Origin of the sequence: Actinomadura sp. NBRC 104412 (assembly GCF_030269515.1) — a bacterium.
Taxonomy (GTDB): domain Bacteria; phylum Actinomycetota; class Actinomycetes; order Streptosporangiales; family Streptosporangiaceae; genus Spirillospora.
This window is the reverse complement of record NZ_BSTM01000021.1, coordinates 38,593-54,887: the sequence shown is the minus strand read 5'-3', so window position 1 is coordinate 54,887 and position 16,295 is coordinate 38,593. Positions and strand designations below refer to the sequence as shown.

Sequence of the window (16,295 nt, the reverse complement as noted above, 5' to 3'; positions counted from 1 at the left end):
TCGTGCAGACCGCCCCCTACGGGAGCCCCCGGCTTCCGGTCAGCCGCCGATGACCCCGCCGGGCACGGGCGGCTCGCCCGGCCCCGGCAGTCCCCCGCTCCGATCGGACGCGTCGGACGCGCGCCAGCTCAGCGCCGGGACGTCGGGACGTCCATCGGGGAAGCTCGTACCACCCACGTAGTGCACGAGCGCGTCGGTGAACCTGCGGGCGACACGGATCGCGTCGGGCATGTCCCCGACCGCCCTGACCTCCACCCACCACACGGGCGTGCCGACCCGGGACGCGAACTCGGGACCCAGCAGCCGCGCGATCTCGCTTTGCAGCGTGACCTGCACCGGGTCCTCGATGGACACCAGCAGACGGCCGTCACCGTCGTACAGCCGGGTCGCCTCGGGCTCCCCACCGCGCAGCTCCAGCGGCTCACCCATGGCGACCAGGCCGTCCGCCACGGCGTGCACATCCGGGCGCCGGCGCACCAGCGCGATCAGATCCTGGCTCATCGGGACGCCCCGGGAACCGACAGCGAACGGGCGAACACCTCGTGCACGATCCTGTTCACGGCCGACCGGGTGTTCGCGCCGACCATCGTCATGTCCAGCGCGCTGCCGGTGGCGGCGTGCCGGTCGTAGGGGACGTGCACCACGGGCAGCCCCCAAGCCGTGAGCATCTGCTGCGCCCGGTCCAGGTCGGCGCCCACCTGCTGGGCGTGCGAGACCATCGCGATGACCGTGCGGGGCAGCAGGTCCTGCTGGTTGTTGCCGGCGAACCATTCCAGGGCGCCGCGCGCGCTGAGCGCGCCGTCCACCGTGCCGGGCGTGACCAGGACCAGGCCGTGCGACGACTTGAGGATGCCCCGGTTGAGCTCGGTCAGGATGCCCGCGCCGCAGTCGATCACAACGGCCGACAGGTACCGAGTCACCGCGCCCAGCGCCGTCTGGAAGGTGCTCAGCGTGAACTCCCCGGCGATCCGGCCTCCCCGGGTGGACGACATCACCCACAGCCCGTCCGCCGTCCGCGAGAGGAACTGCGCGGCCTCCTCGAACGTCCGCGGATGCGTGTTCGCCAGGTCGAACAACGACCGCTCCGCGTGCACGCCCAAGCGCAGCGGCAGCGACCCCAGCTCGGCGTCGGCGTCGGCCGCCAGGACCCGGTCGGCGCGGTGCCGCGCCAGCTCGGTCGCCACCAGAGCGGCCATCGTCGTCTTGCCCGCGCCGCCGCGTACCGACGCGACCGCCAGTTGCCGGCAGCTCGGCACCGACTGCCGCATGAGCTCGGCGAACGCCGCCTGCTGCTGAGCGTTCTGCGCGCCGCCGCCACCGACGGCCTTGCGCACGCCACGGCCCATCCGCCGTACGAACGGGTCGCCATGCCGGACCTTGCGCACCAGGTCCTCGGCGGGAGGCCGCGACTGCCCGGCGACGGGCTGGCCGACCGACGCCTGCGGGTACTGCTGGTTGGGCTGCGCCGGCTGGGCGGGCTCCTGCGTCGCCGTGGCCGGGTCGTACTCCTCGTCCGGTTCCACGCCCGCCAGCACCCCGAACGCCAGGGACGCACCGAACGCGCCGGTCTCGGGCCGGACCACCGACGGGAACTCGGGCGCCTGCTCCTGCGCCGCCTGCGCCCCGGTCTGCTGCCGGTCGCCCGCGTCCTGTCCACCGTGGAACGGCGGCGGTGGGGGCGGAGGGGGAACGACACCCTCGCGCTGCTGAGGCCGCGCCTCCGAAGCGGACGCAGAGGCGGACGCAGAAGCAGAAGCAGACGCGGACGCCACGGGCTGTTCCAGCACGGGCGGGGCAGGCGACGGCTCCGGGACCGGCGATTCCACGACCGGCGGCGGAGGGGGAGGAGGGGGCGGCGGCGGGACGACCGAGGCCGCAGCCGTCGACTGACGCTCCGGCGTGGAGGCCACAGGAGGAGGTGGCGGGGATGGAGCTGGCTGGGGTGGAGGAGGCGGGGGAGGTGGCACCGCGTCAGCGGTATGCGAGTCCGTCGACGGCGAGGTAGCGGGAACGGGCTCCGGACGCGCCTCCTCCGTGGGAGAGTCCACATCCCACGGTTCTCGCCTCAAGGGCGGCGAGGACGGCTCAAGGGCCGCCAGTCCCCGCTGAGACGCACCGAGCTCCCGCAACACGCTCTGCTGCCAACCCGACTCGGACACCTGCCTCCTTTCTCCGCCGCCAGCGTACGAGACTCCCGGCCACCCCGCACCGCCAACCCCCGAGAGATCGCAACGCGAGGATCAAAGGGCCGTAACGGATCCCGGCCGACACCATGGAGACGCCCATGCGGGCACCCGCGGACAGTGCGCCGACCGGCGCAGGCGGAGAGGCACGCCCCGGGGGCGCGCTGACCAAGCTCGGCGGAGCCAGGCCCTGCTACTGCGGAGGCTGCTGCGGAATGTCCTGGTGGGTCTGCGGCGGGTAGCCCTCCTGGAGGGGCGGCTCGAAGCGTGGCCGTTGCCCCGGGGGCGCCGACTGCTGGCGGCCCTCCATGCCCTGGGACGGGTACGCGCCCGAGCCCGGTTGCGGCGGCTGCCCGGGCCCGGGATAGGGACCCGTGCCGAACGTCGGCGGCGCTCCCGGCACCGGCCCCACCGGACCTGCGGCGGCCGGCTTGGACCTGCGGGTCTTGTAGAGCGCGAACAGGATGGCCAGGACCACGACGAGCAGCATCCCGAGCATGCCGAACAGGCCCGTCCAGTCCGTCAGCGGCTTGTCGTCACGGGCCCCGCCGCCGGCGGCGTTCTGCGGATCCGCCTCCTCCTTATGCGTGGCCGCCCACCGGTCGTACTCCTCGAACACCGGGTTGGGGGTGCTCTTCGGAATCATCCCCTCGAAGATGCGATAGGGCCGGGTGAAGCCGTACCCGGTCTGGTCGTCCTTGCCCTTGGGACCGATGTCCTTCGCGGACGCGACCAGTTGGCGAACGACCTCCCGGTTGGACCACTCGGGGTGCGCCGACCGGATCAGCGCCACGACGCCCGAGGTCAGCGCGGCCGCCTGGCTCGTGCCCGCCTTGTTGAAGTTGAGGGTGCCGTCGGCGGAGACACCGGACGCCAGCACACCAGGACCGGCCACCTTGACGTACGGCTGACGCTGGGTCTGCACCCACGGCTTGGGAGTGATGTCCGCCGCGCCGACCGCCAGGACGCCGACACAGTTCGCGGGGTTGTTGGACGCGTTGGCGCCGTTGCCGTCGTTGCCCGCGCCCGCGACGACGACCGCGTCCTTCCTGATGGCGTGGGCGATCGCCGCCTGCATGTCGGCGGGGCACGGCCCCGGCGCGGCCTGGGACAGGTTGATGACCTTGGCGCCGCGGTCGGCCGCGAAGCGGATCCCCTTGGTGAACGCCGCGCTCGACTGGCCCACGACCGGCAGGATCTTCGCCTCCGGCGCGACGCCGAGCAAACCCGTGCCGGTTCCGCGTGAGGCGATCAGCGTGGCCATGCGGGTACCGTGGCCGCCATCGGAGAAGCTCTTGTTGTCCGTGCGGGCGTCGCCGCCACCACCGGTCTGGAAGTCCGCGCCGGGCAGGACCGCGCCGGACAGGTCCGGAAGGCTGGCCTGGACGCCGGTGTCGATGACCGCCACCGTGACGCCCCGCCCCTTGCCATGCGGCCACAGGCTCTTCTCGACGTCCCAGATGCCGAACCACCATTGGGCGGGATGCGGTTTCCGCGCGGCGGCGGCGCCGGGAGAGGCCGTCGCTCCGATCATCAGGACGGCCAGACCAGCGCTGACCGCCGCTCGGCTCCACCGTCGCATCAGCGTCCTCGCAATCCAACTCGCACAAGTGGCGACATGGGAGAGTCAGCGTATTACGCAGCCTTGTCCCATGCCGCCACAATCGGTCAACCCGCCTGAAAACTCACCCGATCACCGGCGGGGCGGTCTCGTCGTCACCGCCCCAGACGTCCTCGTCCTCGGTCAGCCAGGTCGAACGCTCGTGCTCCTCGTCGTTGCCGCGTCCACCGGCGCCCGCGCCCATCGGCATGCCGCCCATCGGCATGCCTCCGGCGCCCATGCCGCCGCGGCCGAAGGCTCCGCCGCCGGGGAAGGCTCCGCCGGCGCCGCCGAGGCCCGCACCGGCCGGTACGCCGCCGGGACCACCGCCCGGGGCACCGCCCGGCAGACCGCCGGGTGCGCCACCGCCGAGGCCGCCACCGGGACCGCCACCCAGGCCGCCACCGCCCAGGCCGCCACCGGGCAGGCTCGCCAGGTCGCTGCCGGGGCCGCCACCCGGGCCGCCGGGGAAGCCCGGACCGCCGGGCGGGTCGCCGATGCTTCCCGGGCCGTTGGGACCGCCGCCAGGGCCGCCACCCGGCCCGCCACCCGGACCCGGAATGTCACCGGGGTTGGTACCGGGCGGAGAGCCGCCGGGAAGACCGCCGGTGTCCGGCATGCCGCCGGGAGGCGAGCCGCCGCCGGGCATCTCGGGGCTCCCCGGAGGCCGTCCGGGAGGCGGAGACGGCGGCCAAGGCGTATCGATGTTGGTCGTCGACGGCATGTCCACCCGGATTTCCTGGGGGAACTGGTCGTTCGTCTCAACCGTGCCCTGGTTGATCTGCTGCAGCACGTCCTCGGCCTGCGCGTTGTTGCCGAGGAATGCGGAGACGGCGGCGCCACCGAGGCCGGTGACGCTCAGGGCGCGGTTCGCCCACACCGAGACCTCATGCACCCAGTCGTCGTTGGCTCCGCCCGTTCCGTACTGCTGCTTCCACTGGGTCTGCTTGTTCTTGTGGTTGTTGAGCGCCGTCTGACTCTGCCTGCTGGTCTCCTGGATCTCGATGGCCTGGCGGTACGCCTTGTTCATGTTGTCCAGGGCCTTGCGGGCGGCGTCTTCGCTCCCCCATGCGTCGATCATCCGCTCGGCCTGCCGGTACAGCAGGTTGATGGTCGTCTCCATGCGGGAGGCCAGGCTGCCGTACGTGTTGGCGGCGGTGGCGAGCTTCTCCGGCTTCATGCCGTCGACGATCCGCTTGAGATCCTCGTAATGGTCTTCCCAGACCTGGATCTTGTTCGTCCAGCCGGAGACGCCCTCGTCGCCCGTGGTGATCTGGCTCTGCCGGATCTGCCCGCTCCCAAGGGAACCGGGCGGTGGGGGCGGCGGGGATGGAGGACTCATTCGCGATCACACCCTCTCTTGTCAACCGCCTGCGACATCAGTCGAGCCTCGCACGGTTACGGACGCCGGCCGCAGAGTTGTCGTCGGCGTCGCGGTAGTTCTGCTCCGAATTCTCCAAAGCGGTGATCACTGCCTCGTACGCCTGGACGAACGACTGGTGCGTATTCCCGATCTGGTCCCTGGCGTTCCTGATCGTCTGGTGCAGTGACCTGCCCGCCGTGTAGTCACCCATGGCCTCGACCGGAGGGAAGGAGTCGTCGATCTTCTCCTTCCACCGGCCGTCGTGCAGGTTGTTCATGTCAGCACGCAGAATGCGCGCGATATCTTTGAGCGTGTCGTGATCGATCCTGACTTCTCTGGTGCCAAGCGGCGGCAGATTTCTGGGGTGCCCCACGTCTTTTCACACCTCCTGCCGGCATTCCGCCGGCTGATTCATCCCCATCGGCCGTCACCACAAGTCAGGACGGCACATCATGCGTTCGTCCGGGGAACCGGACCGGGCCGGGCCCTGGTCGACCAGGTGACCAGGGCCCGTTGGCCGCCCAGGAAGCCCGTGTGCGGTCACGCCGGCCTCGCCCGGGTCCCATACGGGGCTTCAGCCCCAGATGCCGGCGTTCGACCGTTCGGCCTGCTGGTAGTTCTCGTTCGCGTCACGGATCGCCAGCCCGAGCTGGGCGACGACGTTCTGCATGTCCTTGGCGGCGGCGTCCCACTGCTTCTGGTAGACCCAGTAAGCCTCCTGCGCCGAGCCCTCCCACTGGTTGAGCTTGGTGCGCAGCTTGCCCTCCAGGTCGTTCAGCTCGTCCATGAGGGCGCGGGCGGCCTGGCTGAACTGGGCCTCACCCTCGGTGAGGCCACCGAAGTTGGCCCTTGTGTAGCTCATCTCTCTCCTTCGATCCAGAGTCGATCACCGGGCGGGGGTGGGTGTCAGGTACGGCCGTTGAGCAGGGCCTGCACCTTGTTCACGGCCTGCTCGGACATCTCTTCCTTGGACTCGTAGGTGATCTTCGTCTGGACCAGGCTCTCGTGCATTCCCTCAAGGGCCCTCAGCACCTTGGTGAAGTCCTCGTTGAAGCGGGCGAACACCTGCTCGAACGCCATGGAGGCGTTACCTTCCCACATCGAGCGGACCTGGTTCTTGTGTCCCTCGAGCTGGGTCTGGAGACCCTTGATGATGTTGGCCGACGCGTCCACGTCGTTGGCCGCCTGCTGCATCGCTGCTCTGTCGACGGCAGACTGCTGTCCCATCCGTCACCTCCAGTGACTGGTTGTCAGGACCCGCGGGAGATCGTGCGGGCAGAGGCGCCCGGGTCGTCGCGCCGTATGCCCCCGGGTTTCGGCAGCACGAAAGCCCCTGTGGCTGATCTTGAGCGGGGGGTCGCGCGCCGCAGAGTATCCACCAGAGTACGGTCTTGATCGTAGGGTGTCCATCCCCTTACCGGAGGGCAGGACGCCCCACTTCTCGCACCCTCTCCTTTCACAGTTCGTTGGACGATCGTTGATCAGACTTGGTTCGGCCGGATCCGAAAAATCCTGATCAGTTCGCTGATTGAGCATTCAACGGAACGGTGGTCGACACGGCGGCCGGATCGAGCACCGGTCCCTGAGCGATCAGGTCCAGAACGCCGGCCGGGACCTTCGAGGCGTTCCCCGGCAGCGCGTACCCGAGGCTCTCCGCCGCCTGAGCGTCCTTGATCGGGAACCGCTTGCCCTCGGCCACTAGGTAATACGTGTTGACCTCGTTGGCCTTTCCGGGGCTCGGCACCCGCCCGGCCAGCGCCGCGCTGCCGGGCGGGAACACCAACTGGTCCGCGCCCACCGGTTGCGGCCCGCCGGGCGGGGACGGCAGCGTCCCTCCGATCGCCAGCTTGGCGTCGGAGTTGCCGGTCGGGTCGTCGTAGACCGCGCACAGCGCGCTGCTCTCCTGGTACGGGGCCATCGCCGGCGCCCTGCCGTCCAGCCGCGCGTCCCGCACCTGCTGCCGCGACTGCGGCGTGGAGTTCACCCGGCCCGCGTCCACGGGGATCGCCTGGACCTGCTGGTTGCCGTACGCGACGCGGGTACGCGGGTCGGCGACGAGCAGGTCCCGCTGGATCGTGGTGATCGGCGCCAGCCCGTCGGCGAGCAGCACGTACGCGGCGGCGTTGCCGGAGGAGGTGTTCACGGCGAAGACCTGGCCGACCCGTCCCGGACCGAGCGGCCCCTGCGCGGGCTGTCCCAGCCCGGCGATCGGCGGCGCCGCGTAGTCGGGACCCTGCGACACCGAGTCGAGCCACTTGCCGGAGATGCCGACCGGCGTCCCGCCGAGCGTGGGCAGCGCGTACTGCGGCATCCGCATCCGCATGTTGCGCCACAGCAACCAGTTCTGACCGTCCGCCTGGACGACGACCGCCTGGTCGTTGCGCAGCGGGGTGCCCCCGACCCGCCGTCCCGCCAGGAGCGTCACCAGGGACTGGCGCCCGGCCGAGGTGGTCGTCACCGCGCGCACGCACACCGACCAGGGACCCTTCGTCAGCTTCTTGGGCTCGGGCAGGGTGTTGGGCGCGCCCTGGATGCCGATCAGCGGCCCGCGCTCGAACTTGCTGAGGGAGTTGGTGGAGACGGTGCGGCGGCTCTTGGAGTCCTTGCCCGCGACGAGCCTCGCCGAGACGTAGTTGGCGACCGGGCACAGCTTGCCCTCGCACCAGATGTACCGGGCGCCGGTCTCCTTCTCGACCAGCAGCATGCCGGGCTTCTCCAGCCCCGTCGCGCCGCCGGGACGGATGATGCCGAAGATGCCGAAGGCCGCGCACACCAGAATCGCGATCATGATGCCGCTGAACGCGCCGATGTTCATCCTGCGCAGCGGCAGCTCGGGGTTGTCGGGCTCTCCGGTGATCAGCGCCAGCGAGGCCCGCTGGGTCATCAGCCGGTGGGCTTGCAGCAGGTCCTTGCGTGTCTGCATGGCGACCTCCTAACCGGCCAGCCCGCGCATGTACGAGAACAGCCCGCATTCGCCCGCCGCGAGCGGGATGAGCGCGATCAGCAGGAACAGCTCCAGGATGTCGCCCGCACGCCCCCAGAACGGCGAGGGCTGCCGGCCGGGCAGCCACAGCCCGACGCCGACCACGATCGCGCTGAACGCCAGGACCGGCACCACCCCGCCGGCCACCACCATCACGATGGAGCCGTCCATGGAGATGGCGAGCGCCAGCGCGCCCAGCCCGGCCATGCCGGGGACCAGCAGCGCCAGCCTCTGCACGCGGCCGCGGAACAGCCGGGAGCGCAGCAGCATCAGGAACGAGATCACCGCCGCGGTGATCGGGCCGAGCCAGCCGTCGTCGAAGGCGGAGGGCAGCAGCCCGAGGAACCCGGTCAGGCCGAGCCCGACGGTGAAGCCGGTGATGAACCGGTCGGCGAGCGCGGTGCGGGTGAGCACCTGCCGGCCGTCCACCATGATGGTGTCGCGCCGCAGGTCCTCGGCGCTCTGCGGGACGGGCGGCAGCGTCACCTTGGAGAACCGGAACGCCAGGGTCGGGGTGAGCGGGGTCAGCATCATCGCGACCACCACCACGAACGCGGCGATCCCGGCGGGGTTGAGGTTCTCGAACAGCACCGAGACCCCGGAGCCGATGGCGCCGAGGAGGCCGCCGACGACCGTCCCCCAGAAGACCGAGGTGCCCTCGGTGACCGCCGCCGCGGCGATCATCGCGACCAGGACCACGGCGCCGAACCCCGCCAGCACGTGCAGCGCGCCCAGGTCGCCGAACGCGGTGTCGCGGGCGGGGGCGAGCAGCCCGGCGAGGAAGGCGTGCGGCATGGCCGCGAAGCCGAGAACCGTTCCCGCCTGCGCGTCGCCCGCCGCGCGCGAGACCGCCACCGCCGCGATCACCAGCACCAGCGCGATGGCGCCCGCGCACGCCGCCGGGACGATCCAGGACGGCCCGGACAGCAGCAGCATGACCGCGGCCACCGCGGAACCGCCCGCGCCGACGCCGAGCGCGAAGTTGCGCGTCCATTCGGGGCGCCACCGGTCGCGCCGGTCCCGCACCGCGGTCGCGACCACGTCCGGGACGTCGTCGAACGCGAGCTCCGGCAACTGCGACATCCCGGGACGCAGGTAGAGCACCTCACCGTCGCGCAGGCCGGCCTGCGCGGGCGTCACCCCGCCGTCGAGCGGCGCGTCGTCGAGGCGCTGCAACACCCAGCCTCCGTGCGCCAGCCCGGCGTCGGCCATCCGGTTGCCGGAGTAGTGCAGGATCGCCGGGAACAGCTGGGCGAAGGGGACGTGCGCGGGCAACGAGATGTCGATACGGCGCTTGGGGGCCACGACCGTGACCCGGCACAACTCCGCCCCCGTGACTTTAGCCACCGTTCTCCCTACCTAAGCTCACACGGGCCGCACAGAACGGTCCGACACGGCGGAAACCGTAACAACATAGAGGGTGGCCTAGGAGACGCGCGATAGTTTGTGACTCTCTGCGCCCCGGATGGTATGGCCGCCCCGCTCCGCACGCACCCTTCCGAACCGACCGTCTTGTACGGTCATCCGACAACCCTGAGGCATTGTCAACCACCCAGATCGCCACGCGGACGATACCTGCTCGCAGACTGGAGGCCCCGTGGGCAACAACAGAATCGCCAACTACCTGAACGGCCCCTCCCCGTCCCCCCGCCCCTCGCCGTCGCAGGGTGGGGGCGGCTCCGGCAGCGGGGAGGTCCGTTTCGACCCCGCCGAGCTGAGAAGGCTGGGCGGGCAGATCGAGACCGAGCTCACAGAGATCTTCAAGCAGGCCCGCTACAAGCTCAACGCCGAGCCCCGCAACGTTCAGCCGGACTCCTACACGATGTTCGCGATCAGCGCGGCGCTGATGTACACGCAGCTCATCGAGTTCGCCGACCAGGACCTCATCCAGAAGTCCCAGCACGCGATCGACATCCACGACCGGATGGAGACCACGGCCGCCACCTACGCCAAGGCCGAGGACTCCTCCACGCTCAGGGAAGGGAACTGATGGGCAACCCGCTCGACATCACGTCCGGCCTCGCGCAGGCGGCCTGGTTCGAGTCGCTCTACGCGGCCATGATCATCCCGGCCGCGATCCCCATCGTCCCGATCGTCATGCAGGCGCAGGGCGACGCGGGGAAGCTGTGGAGCGGCGCGGACGGCTGGAAGGCGACGATCGACCAGCTGGAACAGGCCCAGCGGAAGATCGAGGAGCTCACCCGCCGGGTCGACCCGAGCCACTGGAAGGGCGACGACCGGACCGCCTTCGAGGGCACGATGGACGACTACTCCGACCAGCTCGACTTCGCCATCGTCATGGCCTGGTCGGTGACGGTCGCCCTGTACATCCTCGCGGTCATCATCGGCGTCTTCATCTACCTGATGTTCGTCATCACGACCCTGCTGGCGATCTTCGCCACGGGTATCGCCATCGCGGCGGCGACCGTCGTCGGCACCCCCGTGGCCGCGCAGCTCATGGCCCAGGCGAACCAGTTCGCCAGCGTCTGCTACCGCGTGCTCAGCACGGGCTCGTCGATCATCACGCAGATCTCACGCGGCACCACGTACGTCTGGGGGGCGTTCCTCGGCACCAACGTTCTCGGCCAGCGGTTCAACGGCAACGCCCAGGTCTGGGCGACCTTCGGTCAGGCGACGATGAACGGTGCCGACGACATGCTCAAGGGCGCCGTCAACTACCTCCTCGTCAAGCGCACGTCCGAGGTCTTCGGGGCCAACCCCACCACCAGGCTGGGTACCCCGCTGACGTCGCGCATCGCGCCGTTGACCTTCGGGGAGAAGCTGGCGGCCACGCTCGGCACAGCCGACGCGCTCAACGGGTCGCCCGTCCTGGGCTCGTTCTTCAGCGATTGGGGCAACTCCTACGGGACGGATGAGGACGGCAACCCGGCACCAGGCCACAAGTACGTCGACGACACCCAGCCCAAATCCACCTAGAACCCAATCCAGGCCCGGTCATGCTCAGCCAGGGCCGGGCTTGGATCCACCCGGGTCCGAGCGCAGGCCCAAGCGCTGCTGCAAGTCTTCGAGCATCCTTTGCGCCTGCTGGCCGGTCTGCCGGAACATGTCCTGCATCTCGTTGAGGTTGCGCTGTAAATCCTCGTTTTTCCCCAGCATGTCGAGCGGGTTCTCTTCGCCGTACTGCTCGGCGGTGACCCGCTCGATCTGCTCCTCCAGGTCCCGGCGGGCGAGCCGGACGGTCTCCCGGATCGCGGTGGCGAGCTCGCCTGAGGACATGCGCATGGCGCGGGGATCGATGTCGAGCTCGGCGAGCGGATCGGCGGCGCTGCTGGTGACCTTGATCCTGCCGTCGGGCGACTCCGCATGGCCGGTGAGCCCCACCACCCGGTCCCGGACCTCGGCCAGCTTCCACGCCCGTTCCCGCGACTCCCGCAGCATCCGCTCGATGTCCATGTCTCCGGCTGGGAACATTTCTCTCCTCGCGTTCTACGGCTCGTTCAGGGCGCTCTGGTCACCACCCGTCATCTCGGATCCAGCGTGGCAGCAGCCTGCGGGGCGGGAAGACGTACACCAACCCTATGAGCAGCAGCACCACGGCGCATCCGACGAGGATGAAGCCCAAGACCATCGGAAGGCCGTCGAGCACCACGTCCAGGCCCGCCGCGAGCAGCATGAGAAGGAAGGCGCCGGCCGCCCACGGCATGCTCAGTGGCGAGCACGTCTGGGTGATCTTTGGGGGATACCAGGAACGCCACCGTCCCGTGTACGCCATCACTCCGGCTACGACACACCCCACGAGAAACACCACGAGGGCCGCCAGGCCGATGTAGGCGAGGACGGGATTGTCGATGCCCGGCCGTTCCGGGCTCGTCAGGCCGGCCCCGGCCCAACCGGGGCGCACGTACGCGATCATCTCCCGTGTCTCCCCTTGCCGAGCGATTGACCAAGCGAACCAGCGGGGTCCGAGGAACCTTACTCGACGATTGTGAACGTTTCAGGCCCCTGCCGCATCGGATATCGGTGCCGCCCGGGACGGAAATGTTGTACGTGCTGAGGAGCGGGCGGTTGCGGTTGGGATGAGCACGAGTGACCATATACGCACGGTCATGACCTTGAATGGGGCATGACCTTCACCCCGCCGCTCACGTCCGTAGGATGTCCAGCCTTGGGTGGGCGCATGCCCAGGGATGAGGGGAGCTTGAGCCAGTGAGCACCGTCGTGGTCCGGCGCAAGGAACGGCGCAAGCCACCGGAGTTGCCGCGGGGTGAGATCCTGCTGGAGTCCCCGCCCGAGTTGCCCGAGGTCGTCAGCGACGGGTTCCGGAACGTGATGACCTACCTGCCGATGGCGGCCGGGTCGGGCGCGATGGCCTTCATGTTCCTCAACCCCAATTCCAACCCGATCCAGATGGTCGCGGGCGGGATGATGGGGCTGTCGATGTTCGGCATGATGTTCTCACAGGTCGGGCAGCGCAGCGGGGAACGCAAGTCCAAGCTGAACGCCGACCGGCGCGACTACCTGCGTTACCTCGGCCAGGTCCGGGCCAAGGTGCGCAAGGCCGCCGCGCAGCAGCGCGAGGCGCTGGAGTGGTACAACCCCGACCCGTCGCGGCTGTGGTCGCTGGCGATGAGCGCGCGCATGTGGGAACGGCGTCCCGAGGACGGCGACTTCGGGCAGGTGCGGGTCGGCGCGGGCCCGCAGAAGCTGGGCGTGCAGCTGATCGCGCCGGAGACGAAGCCGGTGGAGGACCTGGAGCCGATGAGCGCGGGCGCGCTGCGCCGGTTCATCCGCACCCACTCCACCGTCCCGGCGCTGCCGGTGGCGATCAACCTGCGCTCGTTCTCGCGGATCTTCCTGTCCGGGGACGGCGAGGCGACCCGGGCGATGGTGCGGGCCATGCTGATGCAGCTCGCGACCTTCCACACCCCTGATGACGTGCGCATCTCCGTGTGCACCTCGCAGGAGCAGCTCGTCCACTGGGACTGGGTGAAGTGGCTTCCGCACGCGCTGCACCCCACCGAGTACGACGCCGCCGGGCAGGTCAGGCTGATCGCGCCGACCATGTCGGAGCTGGAGGTCATGCTCGGGCAGGAGGTCAAGGACCGCGCCAGGTTCGTGGCGGGCCGCCCCTCCTCCGAGCTGCCCCTGCACGTCGTGGTGGTGGACGGCGGCATGGCGTCCTACGACTCGCAGCTCGCCGCCGACGGCATCGAGGGCGTGTGCGTGATCGACCTGTCCCAGACCGTGGGCAGCACCACCGAGGCCGGCACGCTGCGGCTGAACGTCGCGCCCGACCGCGTCCACATGCTGAAGAAGGACCGCACCGGCAAGGACGTCCCCACCCCGATCGGCAAGCCCGACAAGGCGAGCGTCGCGCAGTCCGAGGGACTGGCCCGGCAGCTCGCGCCGTTCCGGAGCAGCGCCACCGACACCGAGGTCGAGGACGACGTCCTGTCAGGCAACATGACGCTGACCTCGCTGCTGGGCGTGGACAACCCGTACGCGGTCGACCCGCGGCAGGTGTGGCGGCCGAGGGCGCAGCGCAACCGGTTCCGCGTCCCCATCGGGCTGGACGCCGACGGCCGTCCGATCGAGCTGGACATCAAGGAGTCGGCGCAGGGCGGCATGGGCCCGCACGGCCTGTGCATCGGCGCCACCGGTTCCGGTAAGTCGGAGCTGCTGCGCACGCTGGTGCTGGGCCTGGCGATGACGCACTCGCCGGAGATCCTGAACTTCGTCCTGGTCGACTTCAAGGGCGGCGCGACGTTCCTCGGCATGGAGGGCCTCCAGCACGTCTCGGCCATCATCACGAACCTGGAGGACGAGCTTCCCCTGGTCGACCGCATGTACGACGCGTTGCACGGCGAGATGGTGCGGCGCCAGGAGTACCTGCGGCAGATGGGCAATTACGCCTCGCTGCGCGACTACGAGAAGGCCCGGCTGGACGGCGCCAACCTGCCGCCGATGCCGACGCTGTTCCTGGTCCTGGACGAGTTCTCCGAGCTGCTGTCGGCCAAGCCGGACTTCGCCGAGCTGTTCGTGATGATCGGACGGCTGGGCCGTTCGCTGGGCGTCCACCTGCTGCTGGCCTCGCAGCGCCTGGAGGAGGGCAAGCTGCGCGGGCTCGACACCCACCTGTCGTACCGGATCGGCCTGCGGACGTTCTCGGCGATGGAGTCGCGGGTCGTGCTGGGCGTCCCGGACGCCTACGAGCTGCCGCCCGCGCCCGGCAACGGCTACCTGAAGTTCGCGACCGAGCCGATGGTGCGGTTCAAGGCCGCGTACGTGTCGGGACCCGTGGACGAGCAGCCCGGCCAGACGCAGAACGGCAACACGGGCAGCCAGATCGCCGCGCAGGTCGTCCCGTACATGTCCGGGTACATCCGCCCGCAGGTGATCGAGGAGCCGGGCGCGCAGCAGCAGCCCGAGCCCGAGGACAACAAGAACAAGGCGTCGCTGTTCGACGTGGTCGTGGGGCAGCTCGCCGGGCACGGTCCCGCCGCGCACCAGATCTGGCTGCCGCCGCTGGACGACCCGCCGCCGCTGAACCAGATGCTGCCGCAGCTCTCGGTGACCCCGGAGCACGGCCTGACCACCGCCGGGTGGGAGGGGCGCGGCAAGCTGTACGCGATGGCCGGGATCGTGGACAAGCCGTTCCACCAGCGGCGCGACCCGTACTGGCTGGACCTGTCGGGCGGCGCGGGCCACATCGGCATCGCGGGCGGGCCGCAGAGCGGCAAGTCCACCGCGATCCGCACGCTGATGGCGTCGCTGGCCCTCACCCACACCCCGGCCGAGGTGCAGTTCTACTGCCTCGACTTCGGTGGCGGCTCGCTGGCGGCGATGGCCGACCTGCCGCACGTCGGCGGCATCGCGACCCGTCTGGACGCCGACCGCGTCCGCCGTACCGTCGCCGAGGTCAGCTCGCTGCTGGAGCAGCGCGAGCGCGAGTTCGCCGAGCGCGGCATCGACGGCATCGCCACGTACCGGCGGATGCGGGCGTCGGGCGAGTACCGGGGGGACGGCTACGGCGACGTCTTCCTGATCGTGGACAACTGGCTGACGCTCCGGCAGGACTACGAGGCCATCTCCGACACCGTCACGCAGCTCGCGGCGCGCGGGCTGGGCTACGGCATCCACATCATCGCCGCGTCCAACAAGTGGACCGAGTTCCGGACCAACGTCCGCGACCTGCTCGGCACCAAGCTGGAGCTGCGGCTCGGCGACCCGTACGAGTCGGAGATCGACCGGAAGCTGGCCGGCAACGTGCCCGAGAACCGTCCCGGCCGCGGCCTGTCCCGTGACGGCTTCCACTTCCTGACCGCGCTGCCCAGGATCGACGGCGGCGGCGCCGACGAGTCGCTCAACGACGGCGTCATGAAGATGTGCCAGGCCATCGCGCAGAACTGGCAGGGCCCGCGGGCGCCGCAGGTGCGGATGCTGCCGGACGTGCTGCCCGCCGCGCAGATGCCCACCCCCGCCGAGACCGGCCTGCGCATCCCGATCGGCATCGACGAGGACTCGCTGTCCCCCGTCTTCCTGGACTTCAACTCCGACCCGCACTTCATCGTCCTGGGCGACACCGAGTGCGGCAAGTCCAACCTGCTGCGGCACATCACCACCGGCATCACCGACCGGTACACGCCCGAGCAGGCACGCATCATCTTCATCGACTACGGCCGTTCGCTGCTGGACGTGGCCACGACCGAGCACCAGATCGGGTTCGCCGCGTCCGCTCCCGCCGCGGTGTCCCTGGTGAACGACATCCGAGGCGCGATGATGGAACGCCTCCCTCCGGCCGACCTCACCCCCGACCAGTTGCGTTCGCGCTCCTGGTGGACGGGTGCCGAGCTGTTCCTGATCATCGACGATTACGAGATGGTCGCCACGTCCGACAACCCGCTGCGTCCCCTGGTCGAGCTGCTGCCGCAGTCCCGCGACATCGGCCTGCACATCATCCTGGCCCGCGCGATGGGCGGCGCGGGACGCGGCATGTTCGACCCGGCCATCACCCGCATCAAGGAGATGGCCTCGCCCGGCCTGGTGATGTCGGGCAGCAAGGAGGAGGGCGTCCTGCTGGGCAACGTCAAGCCGGAGAAGCTGCCCGTGGGCCGCGGCTACCACGTCGACCGCCGCACCGGCACCCGCCTGATCCAGACCGTCCTCCGCGAGGAGACCCCGCAGGCATGACCCCGGACGGCGCCC

Annotated in this window: 14 protein-coding genes; 3 read left to right on the top strand and 11 right to left on the bottom strand. The window is 70.2% G+C overall.

Annotated features, from left to right (window positions below; all coding sequences use genetic code 11):
• Window positions 1-39 precede the first annotated feature (39 nt).
• From QSK21_RS24185 to eccD, 9 genes are all read right to left on the bottom strand, one after another.
• Window positions 40-501 (bottom strand): hypothetical protein, encoded by a 462-nt coding sequence (locus tag QSK21_RS24185; RefSeq protein ID WP_285699112.1) that lies wholly within the window; start codon window positions 499-501, stop codon window positions 40-42.
• The gene (locus QSK21_RS24180) at window positions 498-1,787 is read right to left on the bottom strand and encodes a CpaE/TadZ family protein (RefSeq protein ID WP_285699111.1); all 1,290 of its coding nucleotides are present in this window, start codon (window positions 1,785-1,787) and stop codon (window positions 498-500) included. The genes QSK21_RS24185 and QSK21_RS24180 overlap by 4 nt, the downstream gene beginning before the upstream one ends.
• Before the next feature lie 589 nt (window positions 1,788-2,376).
• Window positions 2,377-3,717 carry a S8 family serine peptidase gene (locus tag QSK21_RS24175; RefSeq protein WP_285699110.1) on the bottom strand — a complete coding sequence of 447 codons (1,341 nt, stop codon included), beginning with the start codon at window positions 3,715-3,717 and terminating at the stop codon, window positions 2,377-2,379.
• A 151-nt stretch (window positions 3,718-3,868) separates the two neighbouring features.
• Window positions 3,869-5,125 (bottom strand): hypothetical protein, encoded by a 1,257-nt coding sequence (locus tag QSK21_RS24170; RefSeq protein ID WP_285699109.1) that lies wholly within the window; start codon window positions 5,123-5,125, stop codon window positions 3,869-3,871.
• Between the two features lie 37 nt (window positions 5,126-5,162).
• Window positions 5,163-5,519 (bottom strand): DUF2563 family protein, encoded by a 357-nt coding sequence (locus tag QSK21_RS24165; RefSeq protein ID WP_502871596.1) that lies wholly within the window; start codon window positions 5,517-5,519, stop codon window positions 5,163-5,165.
• Window positions 5,520-5,720: 201 nt separating this feature from the next.
• On the bottom strand, window positions 5,721-6,008 hold the full coding sequence (locus QSK21_RS24160; RefSeq protein WP_285699107.1) for a WXG100 family type VII secretion target: 288 nt from the start codon (window positions 6,006-6,008) through the stop codon (window positions 5,721-5,723).
• 44 nt (window positions 6,009-6,052) lie between these two features.
• Window positions 6,053-6,373, bottom strand: a complete 321-nt coding sequence (locus tag QSK21_RS24155; protein ID WP_285699106.1) for a WXG100 family type VII secretion target — start codon at window positions 6,371-6,373, stop codon at window positions 6,053-6,055.
• A 289-nt stretch (window positions 6,374-6,662) separates the two neighbouring features.
• Window positions 6,663-8,069 (bottom strand): type VII secretion protein EccB, encoded by a 1,407-nt coding sequence (eccB, locus tag QSK21_RS24150; protein WP_285699105.1) that lies wholly within the window; start codon window positions 8,067-8,069, stop codon window positions 6,663-6,665.
• A gap of 9 nt (window positions 8,070-8,078) precedes the next feature.
• Window positions 8,079-9,476, bottom strand: coding sequence for a type VII secretion integral membrane protein EccD (gene eccD / locus QSK21_RS24145; protein ID WP_285699104.1), 1,398 nt, complete (start codon window positions 9,474-9,476; stop codon window positions 8,079-8,081).
• 250 nt (window positions 9,477-9,726) lie between these two features.
• On the opposite strand from eccD, the gene QSK21_RS24140 reads away from it, so the two are divergent.
• Window positions 9,727-10,119, top strand: coding sequence for a hypothetical protein (locus QSK21_RS24140; protein ID WP_285699103.1), 393 nt, complete (start codon window positions 9,727-9,729; stop codon window positions 10,117-10,119).
• Window positions 10,119-11,066, top strand: a complete 948-nt coding sequence (locus tag QSK21_RS24135) for a hypothetical protein (protein WP_285699102.1) — start codon at window positions 10,119-10,121, stop codon at window positions 11,064-11,066. Before QSK21_RS24140 ends, QSK21_RS24135 begins: the two co-directional genes overlap by 1 nt.
• A 24-nt stretch (window positions 11,067-11,090) precedes the next feature.
• Here the strand turns inward: QSK21_RS24135 and QSK21_RS24130 are convergent, their stop codons facing one another.
• Both QSK21_RS24130 and QSK21_RS24125 read right to left on the bottom strand, forming a co-directional pair.
• A complete protein-coding gene (locus tag QSK21_RS24130) occupies window positions 11,091-11,561 on the bottom strand; it encodes a YbaB/EbfC family nucleoid-associated protein (protein WP_285699101.1) in 471 nt (156 codons plus the stop codon).
• Between the two features lie 40 nt (window positions 11,562-11,601).
• The gene (locus QSK21_RS24125; RefSeq protein WP_285699100.1) at window positions 11,602-12,003 is read right to left on the bottom strand and encodes a hypothetical protein; all 402 of its coding nucleotides are present in this window, start codon (window positions 12,001-12,003) and stop codon (window positions 11,602-11,604) included.
• Between the two features lie 293 nt (window positions 12,004-12,296).
• Between QSK21_RS24125 and eccCa the strand changes: the two genes are divergently transcribed.
• Entirely contained in the window at window positions 12,297-16,280 is a 3,984-nt protein-coding gene (gene eccCa / locus QSK21_RS24120; RefSeq protein ID WP_285699098.1) for a type VII secretion protein EccCa, read from the top strand.
• Window positions 16,281-16,295: the final 15 nt, after the last annotated feature.

What these genes read in the sequence shown, in the direction of transcription:
- eccB (WP_285699105.1), bottom strand. Translation starts at nt 8,069, where the DNA reads ATGCAGACACGCAAGGACCTGCTGCAAGCCCACCGGCTGATGACCCAG.
- QSK21_RS24155 (WP_285699106.1), bottom strand. Translation starts at nt 6,373, where the DNA reads ATGGGACAGCAGTCTGCCGTCGACAGAGCAGCGATGCAGCAGGCGGCC.
- QSK21_RS24160 (WP_285699107.1), bottom strand. Translation starts at nt 6,008, where the DNA reads ATGAGCTACACAAGGGCCAACTTCGGTGGCCTCACCGAGGGTGAGGCC.
- QSK21_RS24125 (WP_285699100.1), bottom strand. Translation starts at nt 12,003, where the DNA reads ATGATCGCGTACGTGCGCCCCGGTTGGGCCGGGGCCGGCCTGACGAGC.
- QSK21_RS24170 (WP_285699109.1), bottom strand. Translation starts at nt 5,125, where the DNA reads ATGAGTCCTCCATCCCCGCCGCCCCCACCGCCCGGTTCCCTTGGGAGC.
- QSK21_RS24135 (WP_285699102.1), top strand. Translation starts at nt 10,119, where the DNA reads ATGGGCAACCCGCTCGACATCACGTCCGGCCTCGCGCAGGCGGCCTGG.
- QSK21_RS24175 (WP_285699110.1), bottom strand. Translation starts at nt 3,717, where the DNA reads ATGATCGGAGCGACGGCCTCTCCCGGCGCCGCCGCCGCGCGGAAACCG.
- QSK21_RS24130 (WP_285699101.1), bottom strand. Translation starts at nt 11,561, where the DNA reads ATGTTCCCAGCCGGAGACATGGACATCGAGCGGATGCTGCGGGAGTCG.
- QSK21_RS24185 (WP_285699112.1), bottom strand. Translation starts at nt 501, where the DNA reads ATGAGCCAGGATCTGATCGCGCTGGTGCGCCGGCGCCCGGATGTGCAC.